The organism is Kitasatospora sp. NPDC050543 (genome assembly GCF_044457565.1).
In the GTDB taxonomy this organism is placed as follows: domain Bacteria; phylum Actinomycetota; class Actinomycetes; order Streptomycetales; family Streptomycetaceae; genus Kitasatospora.
Window position 1 is genome coordinate 221071 of record NZ_JBITGZ010000008.1, and the last position, 17727, is coordinate 238797.

At 66.3% G+C, this 17727-nt stretch carries 31 protein-coding genes; all 31 read right to left on the reverse strand.

The features are described from left to right. Window positions 1-31: 31 nt before the first annotated feature. The gene (locus tag ACIBH3_RS13110) at window positions 32-1054 is read right to left on the reverse strand and encodes a DNA-directed RNA polymerase subunit alpha (protein WP_030055844.1); all 1023 of its coding nucleotides are present in this window, start codon (window positions 1052-1054) and stop codon (window positions 32-34) included. Between the two features lie 154 nt (window positions 1055-1208). Next, window positions 1209-1616: a 30S ribosomal protein S11 gene (gene rpsK / locus ACIBH3_RS13115; protein WP_073924289.1), complete on the reverse strand. Its 408-nt coding sequence runs from the start codon at window positions 1614-1616 to the stop codon at window positions 1209-1211. Window positions 1617-1689: 73 nt separating this feature from the next. After that, window positions 1690-2070: a 30S ribosomal protein S13 gene (gene rpsM / locus ACIBH3_RS13120; RefSeq protein ID WP_396312020.1), complete on the reverse strand. Its 381-nt coding sequence runs from the start codon at window positions 2068-2070 to the stop codon at window positions 1690-1692. 172 nt (window positions 2071-2242) lie between these two features. Next, a complete protein-coding gene (rpmJ, locus tag ACIBH3_RS13125; protein WP_003956441.1) occupies window positions 2243-2356 on the reverse strand; it encodes a 50S ribosomal protein L36 in 114 nt (37 codons plus the stop codon). Between the two features lie 35 nt (window positions 2357-2391). After that, the gene (gene infA, locus ACIBH3_RS13130) at window positions 2392-2613 is read right to left on the reverse strand and encodes a translation initiation factor IF-1 (protein WP_003956442.1); all 222 of its coding nucleotides are present in this window, start codon (window positions 2611-2613) and stop codon (window positions 2392-2394) included. Between the two features lie 162 nt (window positions 2614-2775). Further along, window positions 2776-3201: a large conductance mechanosensitive channel protein MscL gene (mscL, locus tag ACIBH3_RS13135; protein WP_396312021.1), complete on the reverse strand. Its 426-nt coding sequence runs from the start codon at window positions 3199-3201 to the stop codon at window positions 2776-2778. 148 nt (window positions 3202-3349) lie between these two features. Then, entirely contained in the window at window positions 3350-4189 is an 840-nt protein-coding gene (gene map, locus ACIBH3_RS13140) for a type I methionyl aminopeptidase (protein ID WP_396312022.1), read from the reverse strand. 127 nt (window positions 4190-4316) lie between these two features. Further along, window positions 4317-4970, reverse strand: coding sequence for an adenylate kinase (locus tag ACIBH3_RS13145; RefSeq protein WP_396312023.1), 654 nt, complete (start codon window positions 4968-4970; stop codon window positions 4317-4319). Continuing rightward, window positions 4970-6280 (reverse strand): preprotein translocase subunit SecY, encoded by a 1311-nt coding sequence (secY, locus tag ACIBH3_RS13150; protein WP_396312024.1) that lies wholly within the window; start codon window positions 6278-6280, stop codon window positions 4970-4972. Before secY ends, ACIBH3_RS13145 begins: the two co-directional genes overlap by 1 nt. 283 nt (window positions 6281-6563) lie before the next feature. Continuing rightward, window positions 6564-7016 carry a 50S ribosomal protein L15 gene (rplO, locus tag ACIBH3_RS13155; protein ID WP_073924295.1) on the reverse strand — a complete coding sequence of 151 codons (453 nt, stop codon included), beginning with the start codon at window positions 7014-7016 and terminating at the stop codon, window positions 6564-6566. 1 nt (window position 7017) lies between these two features. Next, window positions 7018-7200: a 50S ribosomal protein L30 gene (gene rpmD, locus ACIBH3_RS13160; protein ID WP_073924296.1), complete on the reverse strand. Its 183-nt coding sequence runs from the start codon at window positions 7198-7200 to the stop codon at window positions 7018-7020. Beyond that, complete coding sequence (rpsE, locus tag ACIBH3_RS13165; RefSeq protein WP_073924297.1) at window positions 7200-7817, reverse strand: 30S ribosomal protein S5; 618 nt, start codon at window positions 7815-7817, stop codon at window positions 7200-7202. Before rpsE ends, rpmD begins: the two co-directional genes overlap by 1 nt. Before the next feature lie 48 nt (window positions 7818-7865). Continuing rightward, window positions 7866-8249, reverse strand: a complete 384-nt coding sequence (gene rplR / locus ACIBH3_RS13170) for a 50S ribosomal protein L18 (RefSeq protein WP_396312025.1) — start codon at window positions 8247-8249, stop codon at window positions 7866-7868. Window positions 8250-8252: 3 nt separating this feature from the next. Then, complete coding sequence (gene rplF / locus ACIBH3_RS13175) at window positions 8253-8792, reverse strand: 50S ribosomal protein L6 (RefSeq protein WP_396312026.1); 540 nt, start codon at window positions 8790-8792, stop codon at window positions 8253-8255. Between the two features lie 22 nt (window positions 8793-8814). Continuing rightward, window positions 8815-9222, reverse strand: coding sequence for a 30S ribosomal protein S8 (gene rpsH, locus ACIBH3_RS13180; protein WP_073924300.1), 408 nt, complete (start codon window positions 9220-9222; stop codon window positions 8815-8817). Between the two features lie 261 nt (window positions 9223-9483). Further along, complete coding sequence (locus ACIBH3_RS13185; protein ID WP_030393303.1) at window positions 9484-9669, reverse strand: type Z 30S ribosomal protein S14; 186 nt, start codon at window positions 9667-9669, stop codon at window positions 9484-9486. Window positions 9670-9674: 5 nt separating this feature from the next. Then, a complete protein-coding gene (gene rplE, locus ACIBH3_RS13190) occupies window positions 9675-10244 on the reverse strand; it encodes a 50S ribosomal protein L5 (protein ID WP_238862989.1) in 570 nt (189 codons plus the stop codon). Continuing rightward, complete coding sequence (gene rplX, locus ACIBH3_RS13195; protein WP_073924734.1) at window positions 10244-10555, reverse strand: 50S ribosomal protein L24; 312 nt, start codon at window positions 10553-10555, stop codon at window positions 10244-10246. Before rplX ends, rplE begins: the two co-directional genes overlap by 1 nt. A 15-nt stretch (window positions 10556-10570) precedes the next feature. After that, on the reverse strand, window positions 10571-10942 hold the full coding sequence (gene rplN / locus ACIBH3_RS13200) for a 50S ribosomal protein L14 (RefSeq protein WP_035800854.1): 372 nt from the start codon (window positions 10940-10942) through the stop codon (window positions 10571-10573). A gap of 102 nt (window positions 10943-11044) precedes the next feature. Next, on the reverse strand, window positions 11045-11323 hold the full coding sequence (rpsQ, locus tag ACIBH3_RS13205) for a 30S ribosomal protein S17 (RefSeq protein ID WP_396312027.1): 279 nt from the start codon (window positions 11321-11323) through the stop codon (window positions 11045-11047). Continuing rightward, window positions 11323-11547, reverse strand: a complete 225-nt coding sequence (gene rpmC, locus ACIBH3_RS13210) for a 50S ribosomal protein L29 (RefSeq protein WP_280666724.1) — start codon at window positions 11545-11547, stop codon at window positions 11323-11325. The genes rpsQ and rpmC overlap by 1 nt, the downstream gene beginning before the upstream one ends. Beyond that, entirely contained in the window at window positions 11547-11966 is a 420-nt protein-coding gene (rplP, locus tag ACIBH3_RS13215) for a 50S ribosomal protein L16 (RefSeq protein ID WP_030055824.1), read from the reverse strand. The genes rpmC and rplP overlap by 1 nt, the downstream gene beginning before the upstream one ends. Before the next feature lie 5 nt (window positions 11967-11971). Next, the gene (gene rpsC / locus ACIBH3_RS13220) at window positions 11972-12805 is read right to left on the reverse strand and encodes a 30S ribosomal protein S3 (protein ID WP_350533233.1); all 834 of its coding nucleotides are present in this window, start codon (window positions 12803-12805) and stop codon (window positions 11972-11974) included. Then, the gene (rplV, locus tag ACIBH3_RS13225; protein ID WP_033824229.1) at window positions 12805-13152 is read right to left on the reverse strand and encodes a 50S ribosomal protein L22; all 348 of its coding nucleotides are present in this window, start codon (window positions 13150-13152) and stop codon (window positions 12805-12807) included. Before rplV ends, rpsC begins: the two co-directional genes overlap by 1 nt. Window positions 13153-13202: 50 nt before the next feature. After that, window positions 13203-13484, reverse strand: a complete 282-nt coding sequence (gene rpsS / locus ACIBH3_RS13230) for a 30S ribosomal protein S19 (protein ID WP_030055821.1) — start codon at window positions 13482-13484, stop codon at window positions 13203-13205. Window positions 13485-13495: 11 nt separating this feature from the next. Beyond that, on the reverse strand, window positions 13496-14332 hold the full coding sequence (rplB, locus tag ACIBH3_RS13235) for a 50S ribosomal protein L2 (RefSeq protein WP_396312028.1): 837 nt from the start codon (window positions 14330-14332) through the stop codon (window positions 13496-13498). 43 nt (window positions 14333-14375) lie between these two features. Then, complete coding sequence (gene rplW / locus ACIBH3_RS13240) at window positions 14376-14696, reverse strand: 50S ribosomal protein L23 (RefSeq protein ID WP_063348967.1); 321 nt, start codon at window positions 14694-14696, stop codon at window positions 14376-14378. Beyond that, the gene (gene rplD / locus ACIBH3_RS13245) at window positions 14696-15373 is read right to left on the reverse strand and encodes a 50S ribosomal protein L4 (RefSeq protein ID WP_396312029.1); all 678 of its coding nucleotides are present in this window, start codon (window positions 15371-15373) and stop codon (window positions 14696-14698) included. The genes rplW and rplD overlap by 1 nt, the downstream gene beginning before the upstream one ends. 4 nt (window positions 15374-15377) lie before the next feature. Continuing rightward, complete coding sequence (gene rplC, locus ACIBH3_RS13250) at window positions 15378-16025, reverse strand: 50S ribosomal protein L3 (RefSeq protein WP_396312030.1); 648 nt, start codon at window positions 16023-16025, stop codon at window positions 15378-15380. A gap of 14 nt (window positions 16026-16039) precedes the next feature. Then, window positions 16040-16348 carry a 30S ribosomal protein S10 gene (gene rpsJ / locus ACIBH3_RS13255; protein ID WP_012785157.1) on the reverse strand — a complete coding sequence of 103 codons (309 nt, stop codon included), beginning with the start codon at window positions 16346-16348 and terminating at the stop codon, window positions 16040-16042. A gap of 452 nt (window positions 16349-16800) precedes the next feature. Next, window positions 16801-17694 carry a glycosyltransferase family 2 protein gene (locus ACIBH3_RS13260; protein WP_396312031.1) on the reverse strand — a complete coding sequence of 298 codons (894 nt, stop codon included), beginning with the start codon at window positions 17692-17694 and terminating at the stop codon, window positions 16801-16803. Between the last annotated feature and the right edge of the window lie 33 nt (window positions 17695-17727).

Genomic DNA, 17727 nt, shown 5'->3' on the forward strand with positions numbered 1-17727 from the left:
GGGGCGGCCCGGGGGCCACCCCCGCCCAAAATCAGTACTGCTCGGTCTCCGCGTAACCCGCGTCGTCCAGGTCGTCGGCGCCGAAGGCGTCGGCGGCGGCGGTCGGGTCGAATCCGGGCGGGCTGTCCTTGAGGGCCAGGCCCATGCCGGCCAGCTTCGCCTTGACCTCGTCGATCGACTTCGCACCGAAGTTGCGGATGTCGAGCAGGTCGGCCTCGGAGCGGGCGACGAGCTCACCCACGGTGTGGATGCCCTCGCGCTTGAGGCAGTTGTACGACCGAACGGTGAGCTCCAGCTCCTCGATCGGCAGCGCCAGGTCGGCGGCCAGGGCGGCGTCCGTGGGGGACGGGCCCATGTCGATGCCCTCGGCGTCGATGTTCAGCTCGCGGGCGAGACCGAACAGCTCCACCAGGGTCTTACCGGCCGAGGCCATGGCGTCCCGGGGGCGCATGGCGGGCTTGGTCTCGACGTCGACGATCAGCTTGTCGAAGTCGGTCCGCTGCTCGACACGGGTGGCCTCGACCTTGTAGGTGACCTTCAGCACGGGGCTGTAGATCGAGTCGACCGGGATGCGGCCGATCTCCTGGCCGGAGGCCTTGTTCTGGACGGCGGAGACGTAGCCGCGACCGCGCTCGACGGTCAGCTCCATCTCCAGCTTGCCCTTGCCGTTGAGCGTGGCGAGCACGAGCTCGGGGTTGTGCACCTCGACACCGGCCGGGGGCGCGATGTCGGCTGCGGTGACCACACCCGGGCCCTGCTTGCGCAGGTACATCACGACAGGCTCGTCGTGCTCCGAGGAGACGACCAGCTGCTTGATGTTGAGGATGAGGTCGGTGACGTCCTCCTTGACACCCGGCACGGTGGTGAACTCGTGCAGGACGCCGTCGATCCGGATGCTGGTGACAGCAGCGCCGGGGATCGAGGAGAGGAGCGTGCGGCGCAGGGAGTTGCCGAGGGTGTAGCCGAAGCCCGGCTCCAGCGGCTCGATCACGAACCGCGAGCGGAATTCGTCGACGACCTCTTCGGTCAGCGAGGGGCGCTGAGCGATCAGCATGTTCTGGATCCTCCAGTTGTCTTCGGCACCCACTATTTGATGCCGACAGGAACCAAGCGTACGGGGTCCCGTAGGAAACGGGACCCCGTACGAGGCTTGTTGCAAACCACGTGCCCGAAGCTCCCTCGCCCGGGGGCGAGGGGGGACTAACGGGTCAGACGCGGCGGCGCTTCGGCGGACGGCAGCCGTTGTGCGGGGTGGGGGTGACGTCCTGGATCGAGCCCACCTCCAGGCCGGTGGCCTGGAGCGAACGGATCGCGGTCTCGCGGCCGGAGCCCGGACCCTTGACGAAGACGTCGACCTTGCGCATGCCGTGCTCCTGCGCGCGGCGGGCGGCGGCCTCGGCGGCCATCTGCGCGGCGAACGGGGTGGACTTGCGCGAGCCCTTGAAGCCGACGTGGCCGGCAGAGGCCCAGGAGATCACGTTGCCCGAGGGGTCGGTGATCGAAACGATGGTGTTGTTGAACGTGCTCTTGATGTGGGCGTGCCCGTGAGCGACGTTCTTCTTCTCCTTGCGGCGCACCTTCTTGGCGCCGGCAGCCTGACGACCCTTGGGGGGCATAAGTCTGTTTCTCCTACTGAGGTGGTCGGTCCGCTAACCCGCGGGCCGGAGGGATGTCCGGTTAACGGGCGGACTACTTCTTGCCCGGCTTCTTCTTGCCGGCAATCGCGCGACGCGGGCCCTTGCGGGTACGCGCGTTGGTGTGGGTGCGCTGACCGCGGACCGGCAGGCCGCGGCGGTGACGCAGACCCTCGTAGCAGCCGATCTCGACCTTGCGGCGGATGTCGGCGGCCACCTCACGGCGGAGGTCACCCTCGACCGTGTAGTTGGCGTCGATCCACTGCGCGAGCTTGACGAGGTCTTCCTCGGAGATGTCGCGAACGCGGACGTCCGGGTTGACACCGGTCTCGGCCAGCGACTGCTGGGCGCGGGTACGGCCGATGCCGTAGACGTACGTGAGGGCGATCTCGATCCGCTTCTCGCGGGGGAGATCAACGCCGGCGAGGCGTGCCATTCATGGCTCCTGTGTTTCTTCAGAGGTCTTACGTGCCGCCTACTCCTTCGCCTCTCGACGATGGAGCCCCGGCCTCTGACCGGGGGTGGCAGTCCGTCTCAGGACGGATCGGGCAGCCCGCTTATGACGTTGTTCGCGTCGCGCGAAGTACTACGAGAAATGCTGGGAAGGATCAGCCCTGGCGCTGCTTGTGGCGCAGGTTGTCGCAGATCACCATGACCCGGCCGTGGCGGCGGATCACCTTGCACTTGTCGCAGATCTTCTTGACGCTCGGCTTGACCTTCATGTTTCAGGTTCTCCGGGTCTAGATCTGACGTTTGCTTACTTGTAGCGGTAGACGATCCGGCCGCGCGTCAGGTCGTAGGGGCTGAGCTCCACCACGACCCGGTCGTCCGGGAGGATACGGATGTAGTGCATCCGCATCTTGCCGCTGATGTGCGCGAGGACCTTGTGACCGTTCTGCAGCTCAACCTTGAACATGGCGTTCGGGAGAGACTCGATCACGGTGCCCTCGATCTCAATGGCGCCTTGCTTCTTTGCCATGAACTGCGAGATCCACCTTCCGGGACCGGCTACCGTATGCGGCACGCTCGTGCGAACCTGGGTTCACCCCGACCCCGGAGGGAAGAGGGCGTGCTAAAGCACGCTACGAGTGAGCCGACGGTCCATCCTACGCCAGCCTCACGCGTACGGCCAAAACCGGGGTCACCACTGGGCGACCACGACGATCGGCTCGACGTGCGCGGTGCAGGCCGAGCAGCGCCGGGCGGCCTGCGGTATCTCGGTCAGGCACTCGGGGCAGGGGCGCTTGACGACCTTGGGCTTCTTCGGCAGGTAGCGCGCGGTGGCCTTGGTCACCGGCAGCACCACGCAGAAGTACAGCACCGCGGCGGTCATGAAGAAGGCGATCAGCACGTTGAGGAACTGGCCGTAGGGGAAGGTCACCCCGCCGACGCTGAACTTGTAGGTGCTGAAGTCGCCGGCCGCGCCGACCACCACACCGACCAGCGGGGTCAGGAAGGCCGACACGAAGCCGGTCACCACACCCGTGAACGCGGCACCGATCACGACACCGACCGCCATGTCGATGACGTTGCCGCGCATCATGAAGTCCCGGAAGCCCTTGAGCACCGCTGTCCCCTTGTTCCTCGTACTGATGTGGTCCTCGTACTGGTGAAGCCCGGAAGCCTATCGAATGCCGGGCCCGCGGCAAAACATGACAAAGGGCCTGGAAGATCGATCTTCCAGGCCCTTCGCTGCTTCCGGACGGAGCCGCAGGTCAGCCCAGCGGGTCCGGCGCGGCCGTGACGCCGAGCCTGGCGAGCTCCGCCTTGCCGCCGTCGAAGGCGGTCAGCACCAGCGGGCCCTGCTCGGTGACGGCCACCGAGTGCTCCCAGTGCGAGGCCCAGGTGCCGTCGTTGGTGACGACCGTCCAGTCGTCCTCCAGGACGGAGGTGTGCGGGGTGCCCAGCGAGACCATCGGCTCGATCGCCAGCACCGTGCCGGGCACCAGCTTCGGGCCCTTGCCGCGGCCGCGCTCGACGTAGTTCAGCACGTGCGGCTCCATGTGCATCGCGGTGCCGATGCCGTGGCCGCCGTAGCCCTCGGTGATGCCCCACTTGCCCTTGGGCGGCAGCGGCTGGCGGCGGATGAAGCCCTCGATCGCCTTGGAGACGTCGACCAGACGGTTGTTCTTCTTCATCTGGGCGATACCCGCCCACATCGAGCCCTCGGTGACCTTGCTGAGCATCTCGACCTCGGGCCGGACCTCGCCCACCGCGACGGTGATCGCGGCGTCGCCGTGCCAGCCGTCCACGATCGCGCCGCAGTCGATGGAGATGATGTCGCCCTCCAGCAGCACCCGCTCACCGGGGATGCCGTGCACGACCTCGTTGTTGACCGAGGCGCAGATCACCCCGGGGAACCAGAGACCACCGTGGTGGGCGCGGAAGTTGGAGGTCGCGCCGTTGTCCGCGATCACCTTGGCCGCGATGTCGTTGAGGTCCTGGGTGCTCACCCCCGGCGCCACCGCCTCACGGCAGGCCTTGAGCGCCTCGGCGACGACCAGCCCGGCCACCCGCATCTTCGCGATCTGCTCGGGGGTCTTGATCTCCACCATCTGGTCACGCCTTCCTTGGTTTGCCGCCCGGTCCTTGCCGGACGGCCGTGCACTCATACCACCGTACGACGCCGTACGGCCGCGCCGCCCCGCCAGGGGCACCGCGGCCGTACGTCTGCCGTGAATCTCAGCTGTCCCGCTTCAGCGCCTCGATCGCGCGCTGGGTGACCTCGTCGACCTTGCCGAGCGCGGGGATGGTCGCGACCAGACCCTGCTGGACGTAGTAGTCGATGATCGGCTCGGTCTCGGTGTGGTAGACCTCCAGCCGGGTCCGCACCTTGTCCTCGGTGTCGTCCGAGCGCTGGTACAGCTCGCCGCCGCACTCGTCGCAGACGCCCTCCGCCTTCGGCGGGTTGTAGTCCACGTGGAACACGTGGCCCCCGTCGTTGCGGCAGAGCCGGCGTCCGGCGATCCGCTTGACGACCTCGTCCTCGGGGACCTCCAGGTCGAGCACGCCGTCGAGGGCGATGCCCCACTCGGCGAGGATCTCGTCGAGCGCCTTGGCCTGCACCAGATTGCGCGGGAAGCCGTCGAGCAGGAAGCCCTTGCCGGCGTCCGGCTGGGTCATCCGGTCCTTGGCCATGCCGATGGTGATCTCATCCGGCACCAGCCGACCCGCGTCCATGTACGCCTTGGCCTCGAGCCCCAGCTGGGTGCGCTGGCCGATGTTGGCGCGGAACAGGTCGCCGGTGGAGATGTGGGGAATGGACAGGGTCTTGGCGAGCAGGTGCGCCTGAGTACCCTTCCCGGCCCCGGGAGGTCCGACGAGGACGATACGCATCAGCGGAGGAACCCTTCGTAATTGCGCTGCTGGAGCTGGCTCTCGATCTGCTTAACAGTTTCGAGTCCGACGCCGACGACGATGAGGACGCTGGTGCCGCCGAACGGGAAGTTTGTCTGCTGTCCGAAGGCGACCAGGGCGATCATCGGGATCAGCGCGATCACACCCAGGTAGAGCGAGCCCGGCCACGTGATGCGGGTGAGCACGTAGTTCAGGTACTCGGCCGTCGGGCGGCCGGCCCGGATACCCGGGATGAACCCACCATACTTCTTCATATTGTCGGCAACTTCTTCGGGGTTGAAGGAGATGGCGACGTAGAAGAAGGCGAAGAAGACGATCAACAGGAAGTACGTGGCCATGTAGATCGGGTGGTCGCCCTTGACGAAGTTGTCCCGGATCCACACCGCCCAGCCGGCCTGGCTGCTGGTCAGCTGCACCACCAGGGCCGGGATGTACAGCAGCGACGAGGCGAAGATGACCGGGATGACACCGGCCTGGTTCACCTTGAGCGGGATGTACGTCGAGGTGCCGCCGAAGGCGCGCCGGCCGATCATCCGCTTCGCGTACTGGACCGGGATCCGGCGCTGGGCCTGCTCGACGAAGATGACGAGCATCACAACGAGGATGCCGACCGCGACGACGGAGAGGAACTCCACCCAGCCGCCACCGATGGTGCCGGACTTCTTGATCGCCCACATCGAGCCGGGGAAGCCGGCCGCGATGGAGGTGAAGATCAGGATGGACATGCCGTTGCCGATACCGCGGTCGGTGATCAGCTCACCGAGCCACATCACCACGGTGGTGCCGGCGGTCATCGTGAGGACCATCAGCGCGATCCGGAACACCGAGGTGTCCGGCACGATCTGGTTGGCCTGCGGGCAGCCGGCGAACAGCGCGCCGTTGGAGGCCGTCGCGACGATGCCGGTGCCCTGGAGCACGGCGAGCGCGATGGTCAGGTAACGGGTGTACTGCGTGATCTTCGCCGTACCGGCCTGACCCTCCTTCTTCAGCGCCTCGAGCCGCGGGATCACGACGGTGAGGAGCTGGAGGATGATGCTGGCCGTGATGTACGGCATGATGCCGAGCGCGAAGATCGTCAGCTGGAGCAGCGCGCCACCGCTGAAGAGGTTGACGAGGCCGAAGAGGCCCGTCGTGTCCTTCTGGTTGAGGCAGGCGTTGACCGCCTTGAAGCTGACCCCGGGGACGGGGATGTGCGCACCCAGCCGGAACAGCACCATGATGCCCAGCGTGAACAGCAGCTTCTTGCGCAGGTCGGGCGTCTGAAACGCCCGCGCGAACGCACTGAGCACGGTGCCTCCTGCGCCTCCCGCACGTCGTCGGCGGGAGGGTCGGTCCTGAATGGGGAGTTTTGCGGTCCGGCTCCCTACAGACGGCACAGGCGAGCCTACGCGCAGCCTACAAGGGAACTCCACGGACTCTAACAGTGCGCGGCCATTCCTAAGAAGCGTGAGCCGCCTCTCCCCCACTCACGGGGTACGGGATGCCCGGTTTTGCCACACAAAGAACGGGCCCGAAATGAACGAGCCCCGTACCTCCCTCTCGGGAAGTACGGGGCTCGCAATGTCAGCAAGCTCAGATGAGCTCGGTGACGGTGCCGCCGGCGGCGGTGATCTTCTCGGCGGCGGAGCCGGAAACGGCGTCAACCGAAACCTGCAGCGCGACCGAGATGTCGCCGGTGCCGAGCACCTTGACGAGCGAGTTCTTGCGAACCGCGCCCTTGGCGACCAGGTCCTCGACGGTGACCTCTCCACCCTGCGGGTAGAGCTCGGCCAGCTTGTCGAGGTTGACCACCTGGAAGGTGATCTTGAACGGGTTCTTGAAGCCCTTCAGCTTCGGCAGGCGCATGTGGAGGGGCATCTGGCCACCCTCGAAGCGCTGCGGAACCTGGTAGCGGGCCTTGGTGCCCTTGGTACCACGACCAGCGGTCTTACCCTTGGATGCCTCACCACGACCGACACGGGTCTTGGCGGTCTTGGCACCCGGGGCAGGACGCAGGTTGTGGACCTTCAGCGGAGAGTCCGCCATGTCAGTCAACCTCCTCGACCGTGACGAGGTGGCGGACGGTCTGGGCCATCCCGCGGATCTCGGGACGGTCCTCCTTCACGACCACGTCGTTCATCCGCTTGAGACCAAGCGAACGAAGGGTGTCACGGTGGTTCTGCTTGCTACCGATGTAGGACTTGGTCTGCGTGATCTTGAGGCGAGCCATCAGGCGCTCACCCCAGCAGCACGCGCCCGCAGCAGAGCGGCGGGAGCCACGTCCTCCAGCGGCAGGCCACGACGGGCGGCGATCTCCTCGGGGCGCACGAGGCCCTTCAGAGCAGCCACGGTGGCGTGCACGATGTTGATCGCGTTGTCCGAGCCGAGCGACTTCGACAGGATGTCGTGGATGCCGGCGCACTCCAGGACGGCACGCACCGGGCCACCGGCGATAACACCGGTACCGGGGGCAGCCGGCTTCAGGAGCACGACGCCGGCAGCCTTCTCGCCCTGGATCGGGTGAGGGATGGTGCCCTGGATACGGGGGACCTTGAAGAAGTTCTTCTTGGCCTCCTCAACACCCTTGGCGATGGCGGCCGGAACCTCCTTCGCCTTCCCGTAACCGACACCTACGGTGCCGTCACCGTCGCCCACCACGACCAGCGCGGTGAAGCTGAAACGACGACCACCCTTGACAACCTTGGCGACACGGTTGATCGCGACGACACGCTCGACGTAAGCGCTCTTCTCGACGACGGGGGCGCCGCCGTCGCGCTTACGGTCACGCCGCTCGCCACCGCCGGTGCCGCCGCCGGCGCCGCTACCGCGGCGCTGGGGTCCAGCCATTGGAATTACCTCTCTCGATTACGTCCGTCGACTGAGCCGACGAGCGGCTTAGAAGTCGAGCCCGGCCTCACGGGCAGCATCGGCCAGAGCGGCGATGCGGCCTGCGTACCGGTTGCCCGCGCGGTCGAAGACGACCGACTCGATGCCGGCGGCCTTGGCGCGCTCGGCGACCAGGCTCCCGACCTTCTTGGCCAGCTCGGTCTTGTCGCCCTCGACGCCCTTGATGGAAACGTCGAGGGTGGACGCCGACGCCAGGGTGTGACCCTTGGCGTCGTCGATGACCTGGGCGACCATGTGACGGTTCGAGCGGGTCACGACCAGACGAGGACGAACCTCGGTGCCGGTGACGCGCTTGCGAACGCGGATGGCGCGGCGCTTGCGGGCGGAGGGCTTGTAGGCGTTGCCCTTGCCGATCTTGACAGAAAGACTCATGGCTTACTTACCGCTCTTTCCGACCTTGCGGCGGATGACCTCGCCCGCGTACTTGACGCCCTTGGCCTTGTACGGGTCGGGCTTACGCAGCTTGCGGATCTTGGCCGAAACCTCGCCGACCAGCTGCTTGTCGATCCCGTCCACGTGGAACTTGGTGGGCGACTCGACCACGAAGGAGATGCCCTCCGGGGCCTCGATCAGGATCGGGTGGCTGTAGCCGAGCTGGAACTCCATGCTGGAGCCCTTCGCTGCGACTCGGTAACCAACACCGCTGATCTCCAGCGACTTGCGGTAGCCCGCGGTCACGCCGGTGATCATGTTCGCCACCAGCGTGCGGGAAAGGCCGTGCAGGGCCTTCGACTGACGCTCGTCGTTGGGGCGGGTGACGAGCAGGGTGCCGTCCTCGCCCTTGCCGATCTCGATCGGCGCGGCGACAACGTGGGTGAGGGAGCCCTTGGGGCCCTTCACCGAGACCGCCTGGCCATCGATGGTGACGTCCACGCCGGCGGGAACCGGGATGGGCAGCCGTCCAATGCGCGACATTGCTGTACCTCCGTTTCCCGAATTACCAGACGTAGGCGAGAACTTCTCCGCCTACGCCCTTCTTGGCGGCCTGCTTGTCGGTCAGGAGGCCGGAGGACGTGGAGATGATCGCCACGCCCAGGCCGCCGAGAACCTTCGGCAGGTTGGTGGACTTTGCGTAGACCCGCAGGCCCGGCTTGCTGATCCGCTTGATGCCAGCGATCGAGCGCTCACGGTTGGGACCGAACTTGAGCTCGATGGTCAGCTTCTTGCCGACCTCGTTCTCCTGCGGCTCCTCAACCTTCCAGGAGGAGATGTAACCCTCCTGCTGCAGGATCTCGGCGACGTGCGCCTTGATCTTGCTGGCCGGCATCGCCACGGTGTCGTGGTACGCCGAGTTCGCGTTACGCAGACGCGTGAGCATGTCTGCGATGGGGTCGGTCATGGTCATGATGGCCTCAGGCCTCTCTCGCCATGGTTTCTCCGCGCCAGGTCCCCCGTACTCCGAGGAGTACGGGGCACAGACGCAGGGGACCTATGACGTAGTAAGACTGGGTGCGAGCCCTCGGAAGAGGTCACGGATGCTACGGAGCGACCGTGACAGGGGGCCCGACCCCACTACCTTACGGGATTCCGTACGGGACCCCAAAAGTGGGGCGTGTGGGGTCGGGCACCACTGTGTCTCGCTGTGGCGTTACCGCGAGGTCCTGGACTACCAGGAGCTCTTGGTCACGCCCGGCAGCTCGCCGCGGTGGGCCATCTCACGGAGGCACACACGGCACAGGCCGAACTTGCGGTACACCGAGTGCGGACGGCCGCAGCGCTGGCACCGGGTGTAGGCCCGGACGCCGAACTTCGGCTTACGCTCGGCCTTCGCGATGAGGGACTTCTTCGCCATGTGGCTCACGCCTCCTTGAACGGGAAGCCCAGAGCGCGCAGGAGCGCCCGGCCCTCGTCGTCGGTCTGAGCGGTGGTCACGACGGTGATGTCCATACCGCGCTGACGGTCGACCTTGTCCTGGTCGATCTCGTGGAACATAACCTGCTCGGTCAGACCGAAGGTGTAGTTGCCACGGCCGTCGAACTGCTTCGGGGAGAGACCACGGAAGTCACGGATACGCGGCAGGGCCAGCGTCACCAGACGGTCCAGGAACTCCCACATGCGGTCACCACGGAGGGTGACGTGGGTGCCGATCGGCTGGCCCTCACGCAGCTTGAACTGCGCGATGGACTTGCGAGCCTTCGTCACCGCCGGCTTCTGGCCGGTGATGGCGGTGAGGTCGCGGATGGCGCCCTCGATCAGCTTGCTGTCACGGGCGGCCTCGCCGACACCCATGTTGACGACGACCTTGACCAGGCCGGGCGTCAGCATGACGTTCTCGTACGAGAACTGCTCCTGCAGCTGACCCTTGATCTCGGAGTTGTAACGCTCCTTGAGACGGGGGGTCACCTTCTCAACAGTCGTCTCAGACATCAGATGTCCTCACCGGTTCGCTTGGCAACGCGGATCTTGTTGCCCTCGTCATCGAAGCGGTAACCAACGCGAGTGACGACCTTCTTGCCGTCCTTCTCGACGACCAGCTGCACGTTGGAAACGTGCACCGGGGCCTCGACGGTGACAATGCCACCCTGAGTGCCCTGGCCGGGCTTGGTGTGCTTCTTGACCCGGTTCACACCCTCGACGAGGACCTTGTTCTCGGCGGGCATGGCCTGAATGACCTTGCCCTGCTTGCCGCGGTCCTTACCGGTGATGACCTGAACCAGGTCACCCTTCTTGATCTTCATGCTGTTCGCCATGGGTTAGAGCACCTCCGGCGCAAGCGAGATGATCTTCATGAACTTCTTGTCACGCAGCTCGCGGCCCACCGGGCCGAAGATGCGGGTGCCACGGGGGTCACCATCGGTGTTCTTGAGCACGACGGCGGCGTTCTCGTCGAACCGGATGTACGAACCGTCGGGGCGACGGCGCGACTTCACGGTGCGAACGATGACGCACTTGACGACGTCACCCTTCTTCACGCTGCCACCGGGGATCGCGTCCTTGACGGTGGCGACGATGACGTCCCCGATGCCGGCGTAGCGGCGACCGGAGCCACCGAGAACGCGGATGCAAAGGATTTCCTTCGCGCCCGTGTTGTCGGCGACACGCAGTCGCGACTCCTGCTGGATCACTGCTTTCTCCTGATCGTCAACGAGAGCTGGCGGGCCGGCCGCTGCTCACACCAGCGCTCGCGAGGAGCCTGCTGCACATACGGCCGTACCCGGACAACTTCGTTACTTGGCCTTCTCGAGGATCTCGACGACGCGCCAGCGCTTCGTCGCGGACAGCGGACGGGTCTCCGCGAGGAGGACCCGGTCGCCGATGCCGCAGGCGTTGGCCTCGTCGTGCGCCTTCAGCTTGTTCGTACGGCGGATGACCTTGCCGTACAGCGCGTGCTTGACGCGGTCCTCGACGGCGACGACGACGGTCTTGTCCATCTTGTCGCTGACGACCAGACCCTCACGGGTCTTACGGAAGCCGCGGGCCTCGGTCTCAGTGGTGTTCTCAGTCATCAGGCGTTCTCCACCGTCTCGATGCCCAGCTCGCGCTCGCGCATCAGGGTGTAAATACGCGCGATGTCCTTACGAACGAGCTTGAGCCGTCCGTGGTTGTCGAGCTGCCCGGTCGCCGCCTGGAAGCGGAGGTTGAACAGCTCCTCCTTGGCCTCGCGGAGCTTGCCAACGAGACCATCGTTGTCGAGCTCACGAAGCTCTGCAGCCTTGGTGCCGGCCGACATCAGCTCTCACCTGCCTCGCGCCGGATGATCCGGCACTTCATCGGGAGCTTGTGAGCTGCGCGGGTCAGCGCCTCACGAGCCACCTTCTCGTTGGGGTACGACAGCTCGAACATGACCCGACCCGGGTGCACGTTCGCGATCCACCACTCGGGCGAACCCTTACCGGAACCCATGCGGGTCTCGGCCGGCTTCTTGGTGAGCGGACGGTCCGGGTAGATGTTGATCCAGACCTTGCCGCCACGCTTGATGTGACGGGTGACGGCGATACGAGCGGACTCGATCTGCCGGTTCGTCACGTAGGCCGGGGTGACGGCCTGGATGCCGTACTCGCCGAAGGCGAGCTCGGTGCCACCCTTGGCCGCGCCACGGCGCTTGGGGTGGTGCTGCTTGCGGTGCTTGACCCGACGGGGGATCAGCATGAGGGTCAGGCCTCCGTTCCGGTGCTCTCGGCAGCCGGCGTCTCCGTCACAGCCGCGGCCGGAGCCTCGGTGTTCTGGGGACGACGGGCGCCACGGGCGCCGCCACGCTCGCCGCCACGGCCGCCACGCTCGCCACCGCGCGCGGGGCGGGCGTCGTTGCGGGCCGGACGGTTGCCCGAGCGGGCAGCAGCGTTCTCAGCGCGGACCTCGGCGATGTTCTTGACGTCGCCCTTGTAGATCCAGACCTTCACGCCGATACGGCCGAAGGTCGTCTTGGCCTCGAAGAAGCCGTAGTCGACGTTCGCGCGAAGGGTGTGCAGCGGCACACGACCCTCGCGGTAGAACTCCGAACGGCTCATCTCGGCGCCGCCGAGACGACCGGAGCACTGGACCTTGATGCCCTTGGCGCCGGACTTCATCGTGCCCTGCATCGACTTGCGCATGGCACGGCGGAACGACACGCGGGAGGACAGCTGCTCCGCGACGCCCTGAGCCACGAGCTGGGCGTCCAGCTCGGGGTTCTTGACCTCGAGGATGTTCAGCTGGACCTGCTTGCCGGTCAGCTTCTCGAGGTCGCCGCGGATGCGGTCGGCCTCGGTGCCACGGCGACCGATGACGATGCCGGGGCGGGCGGTGTGGATGTCGACGCGGACGCGGTCGCGGGTGCGCTCGATCTCAACCTTCGAGATGCCGGCGCGCTCCATGCCCTTCGTCATCATGCGACGAATGGCAACGTCTTCCTTGACGTAGTCCTTGTACAGCTTGTCGGCGTACCAGCGGGACTTGAAGTCCGTGCTGATGCCGAGGCGGAACCCGTGCGGGTTAACCTTCTGGCCCATTACCGGGTCCCTTCCTTGCTGCTGACGACCACGGTGATGTGGCTGGTCCGCTTGCGGATCCGGTAGGCACGGCCCTGGGCACGCGGACGGAACCGCTTCAGGGTCGGACCCTCGTCAACGTACGCCTCGCTGATGACGAGGTCGTCCACGTTGTTGTGGTTGTAGTTGTGCACGGCGTTGGCAATGGCGCTGTCGAGCACCTTGCCGACCGGCACGGTCGCGGCCTGCGGAGCGAAACGCAGGACCGCCTGGGCCTCCGTGGCGTTCAGGCCACGGATGAGGTCCACCACGCGGCGGGCCTTCATGGGCGTGACGCGGATGTACCGCGCCTGGGCCCTGGCTTCCATGGTTGTCCCCTTGCTGGTGTAAGTCATTGAGTCGGTAATCTCGCTGGCGACTAGCGACGCTTCGACTTGCGGTCGTCCTTGACGTGACCGCGGAAGGTACGCGTCGGCGCGAACTCGCCGAGCTTGTGGCCGACCATCGACTCGGTGACGAACACCGGGACGTGCTTACGGCCATCGTGAACCGCGATCGTGTGGCCAAGCATGGCCGGGAAGATCACGGAGCGACGGGACCAGGTCTTGATGACGTTCTGGGTACCCGCCTCGTTCTGCGCGTCCACCTTCTTGAGAAGGTGGCCGTCGATGAAGGGGCCCTTCTTGAGACTGCGCGGCATCTGACCTGCTCCTAGCGCTTCTTGTTGGTCTTGCGGCGGCGCACGATGAGGGCGTTCGAAGCCTTCTTCGGGCTACGAGTGCGACCCTCCTTCTGGCCCCACGGCGAGACCGGGTGGCGACCACCGGAGGTCTTACCCTCACCACCACCGTGCGGGTGGTCGATCGGGTTCATGGCCACACCACGCACGGTCGGGCGAACGCCCTTCCAGCGCATACGGCCGGCCTTGCCCCAGTTGATGTTCGACTGCTCGGCGTTGCCGACCTCGCCGACGGTCGCGCGGCAGCGCGCGTCCACCAGGCGGATCTCACCGGAGGGCATGCGCAGGTGCGCCATCTTGCCCTCACGCGCCAGCAGCTGGATGCCGGCACCGGCGGAGCGGGCCAGCTTGGCACCGCCACCGGGACGCAGCTCCACCGCGTGGATGGTGGTACCGACCGGGATGTTGCGCAGCGGCAGGTTGTTGCCCGGCTTGATGTCGGCCGCGGGGCCGTTCTCGATCCGGTCACCCTGGCTGACACCACGGGGGGCGATGATGTAGCGCTTCTCGCCGTCCACGTAGTGCAGGAGCGCGATGCGCGCGGTGCGGTTGGGGTCGTACTCGATGTGCGCGACCTTGGCCGGCACGCCGTCCTTGTCGTGACGACGGAAGTCGATCACGCGGTAGGCGCGCTTGTGTCCGCCACCCTGGTGGCGAGCGGTGATACGACCGGCGTTGTTACGGCCGCCCTTGCTGTGCAGGGGGCGAACCAGCGACTTCTCCGGCGTGGACCGCGTGATCTCTACGAAGTCGGCCACGCTGGAGCCACGACGGCCCGGCGTAGTCGGCTTGTACTTGCGGATGCCCATTTGGCTCTCTCGTCCTCGTCCTTATCGACGATCACGATCTCCGTTAGGAGACCGGACCACCGAAGATGTCGATGCGGTTGCCCTCAGCCAGCGTCACGATGGCGCGCTTGGTGTCCTTGCGCTTGCCAAAGCCCGTCTTGGAGCGCTTGCGCTTGCCCTGACGGTTGAGCGTGTTGACGGACTCGACCTTGACCGAGAAGACCGCCTCGACGGCCTGCTTGATCTGGGTCTTGTTGGCACCCGGCGACACGACGAACGTGTACTTGTTCTCGTCGAGGAGCGAGTAGCTCTTCTCCGAGATGACCGGCTTCACCAGGACGTCACGGGGGTCCGTGAACGTCTTGCTCGTGATCTCTGCAGCCATCAGGCGGCGCTCCCTTCGAGCTCGCCCTCAGCAGCCACAGCCTTGGCGGACGCGGCGGGACCCGCCACGAAACGCTCGAAAGCAGCCTGGGTGAAGACCACATCGTCGGAGACGAGCACGTCGTAGGTGTTCAGCTGACCCGCGTCCAGGATGTGCACGTTCGGCAGGTTGCGGGCGCTCTTGAGACCCAGCTCGTCGGCACGCTCGACGACGAGGAGGATGTTCTTACGCTCGGTGATCTTGCCGAACAGACCCTTGGCGGCCTTGGTCGACGGCGCCTCGGCCGCGATCACGTCGGTGATGACGTGGATGCGGTTGTGGCGGGCCCGGTCGGTGAGCGCACCGCGCAGAGCGGCGGCGATCATCTTCTTCGGGGTCCGCTGCGAGTAGTCGCGCGGCACGGGACCGTGCACGACGCCACCGCCGACGAACTGCGGAGCGCGGGTCGAGCCCTGACGGGCGCGGCCGGTGCCCTTCTGGCGGTACGGCTTGCGACCGCCACCGCGAACCTCGCCACGGGACTTGACCTTGTGGGTGCCCTGACGGGCCGCAGCGAGCTGCGCCACGACGACCTGGTGCATCAGCGGAACGCTGACCTTGGCGTCGAAGATCTCGGCCGGCAGCTCGAGGCTTCCGGTCTTGTCGCCCGAGGGCGACAGGATGTCAATGGTGCTCATATCCTCACAGCCCCTTCGCCGCAGTGCGGACGAGGACGAGGCCGCCGTTCGGGCCCGGGATTGCGCCCTTGATCAGGAGCAGCCCCTTCTCCGCGTCAACGGCATGGATGGTCAGGTTCTGGGTGGTCACGCGCTCGTGGCCCATCCGGCCGGCCATCCTCATGCCCTTGAACACGCGACCCGGGGTGGCGCAGCCACCGATCGAGCCGGGCGAGCGGTGCTTGCGCTGCACACCGTGACCGGCGCCGAGGCCCCGGAAGTTGTGGCGCTTCATGACACCGGCGAAGCCCTTGCCCTTGGAGGTGCCGGTCACGTCGACCTTGACACCGGCCTCGAACAGCTCCGCGGTGATCTCCTGGCCGAGGGTGTACTCGGAAGCATCCGCGGTGCGGAGCTCGACCAGGTGGCGACGCGGGGTCACGCCGGCCTTGGCGAAGTGGCCCGCGAGGGGCTTGTTCACCTTGCGGGGGTCGATCTCGCCGAAGCCGATCTGCACGGCGTTGTAGCCGGCAGCGCTGTCAGCGGTGTGGACCTGGGTCACGACATTGGGCCCGGCCTTGACGACGGTCACCGGAACGATCCGGTTGTTCTCGTCCCAGACCTGGGTCATGCCGAGCTTCTCGCCCAGGATGCCCTTAATCTGCTTTGCCATCTTCGTCGCGCCTCTCAGAGCTTGATCTCGATGTCGACGCCGGCCGGAAGGTCGAGGCGCATCAGCGAGTCAACGGTCTTCGGGGTCGGGTCGAGGATGTCGATCAGACGCTTGTGAGTGCGCATCTCGAAGTGCTCGCGCGAGTCCTTGTACTTGTGCGGCGAGCGGATGACGCAGTACACGTTCTTCTCAGTGGGCAGCGGCACCGGGCCCGCGACCTGCGCACCAGTGCGAATGACGGTCTCGACGATCTTCTTCGCCGAGGAGTCAATCACCTCGTGGTCGTAGGCCTTGAGCCGGATGCGGATCTTCTGTCCCGCCATGGCTACTCAGTAGTCCTTTGTGTCGTCTGCTGCTTCTACTGCCGGAGTCAGCCGGGTGGCTTGGTCCGGTGGCGCCTCCGGATGGCTACCTTCCGACCCACGCGGTCGGGCGTGTCGCCCTTGCGCTTGTAAAAATTCCGACAGAAGGTTGCCCTTCTGCGGATTCCACGGAGTCGGTGAGGCATTGCACCCACCAGGTGCCGGATCGAGGCCCCGCCCACGCTTCCCGGAAGATTCCCGTACGTCCGCCCCGCAGCTGCCGCGGTGTCGACTTCACACCACTGCATTCACATAGATCACGTGAACACATGAACGGCCATCACGGGAACGACGAGTACATGGGACTCGCTTCCGGTCCTCCCGGCGGGAGGCGCGCAGCATCGGCACTCAACCGAGCAACTTGGACATACTGCCACATGGAGCAGTCCGGACGCCAATCGGCGTCCGGACTGTCACTTGGTACGCAGTGCGCGTCCGACCATCGATCCGGCGTGCGAGAAGTCGCCCGCGCCCAGTCGGCCGGCAGCCAGCATCAGGGCGTGCAGGCGCGAGGAGAAGTGCAGGTCCGCGGCGCGGGCGGCGGAGTTCCAGCCCTTGGCGCGCAGTTCTGCGGAGATCAGCGAGTAGTAGCGGGACTCCTCGTCGAAGCGCTTGCCGTCCTTGGCCCGCTGCGCGGAGTCGCTCGCCTGGTGGCGGCGGTAGCGGAACACCTCGCGGGGGTCGACCAGCAGGGTGCCGCCCTCCATCAGCATGTCCACCATGAACGCCAGGTCGTGGATGGCGTCGATGTCCGCCCGGTAGGGGATCTTCGACAGCGCGGACCGGCGGTAGGTGAGGGAGGGCGTGTACAGCCAGTTACCGCCCAGCAGGCTCTTGACCGCGTCCTCGCCGCTGATCATCCCGGCCTTGCGGGCGGAGGCGCTGATGACGCGCTTGACCTTGTCGCCCATGCCCACCGAGGGCACCAGCGTGCCGTCGCTGTCCATCACCCGCACCCCGGGCTGGACGGCGATCGCGTCGGGAACCGCCTCCAGGCGCTCCAGCACGACGTCCAGGTAGTCCGGCTCCAGCAGGTCGTCGGCGCCCATCATGCAGACGAACTCGCGCTCGGCCAGTTGCGAGCACTTGTAGGTGTTGCCGTTCGGGCCCAGCCGCTCCTCGTTGCGCATGTACCGGATGCGGTCGTCGGCGAGGCCGTCGATGTACTCGGCGGCCCGGTTGCCCGGGTAGCCGTCGTCGACGATGGTCAGCCGCCAGTCCTGCCGGTTCTGGGCCCGGATGCTGTCGATGGTGGCAAACAGGTACTCGGGGTCGCCGTAGTACGGGATGACGAAGTCGACACTCATGACGCCGCCGTTCCTCCTGATCATGTTGCTACA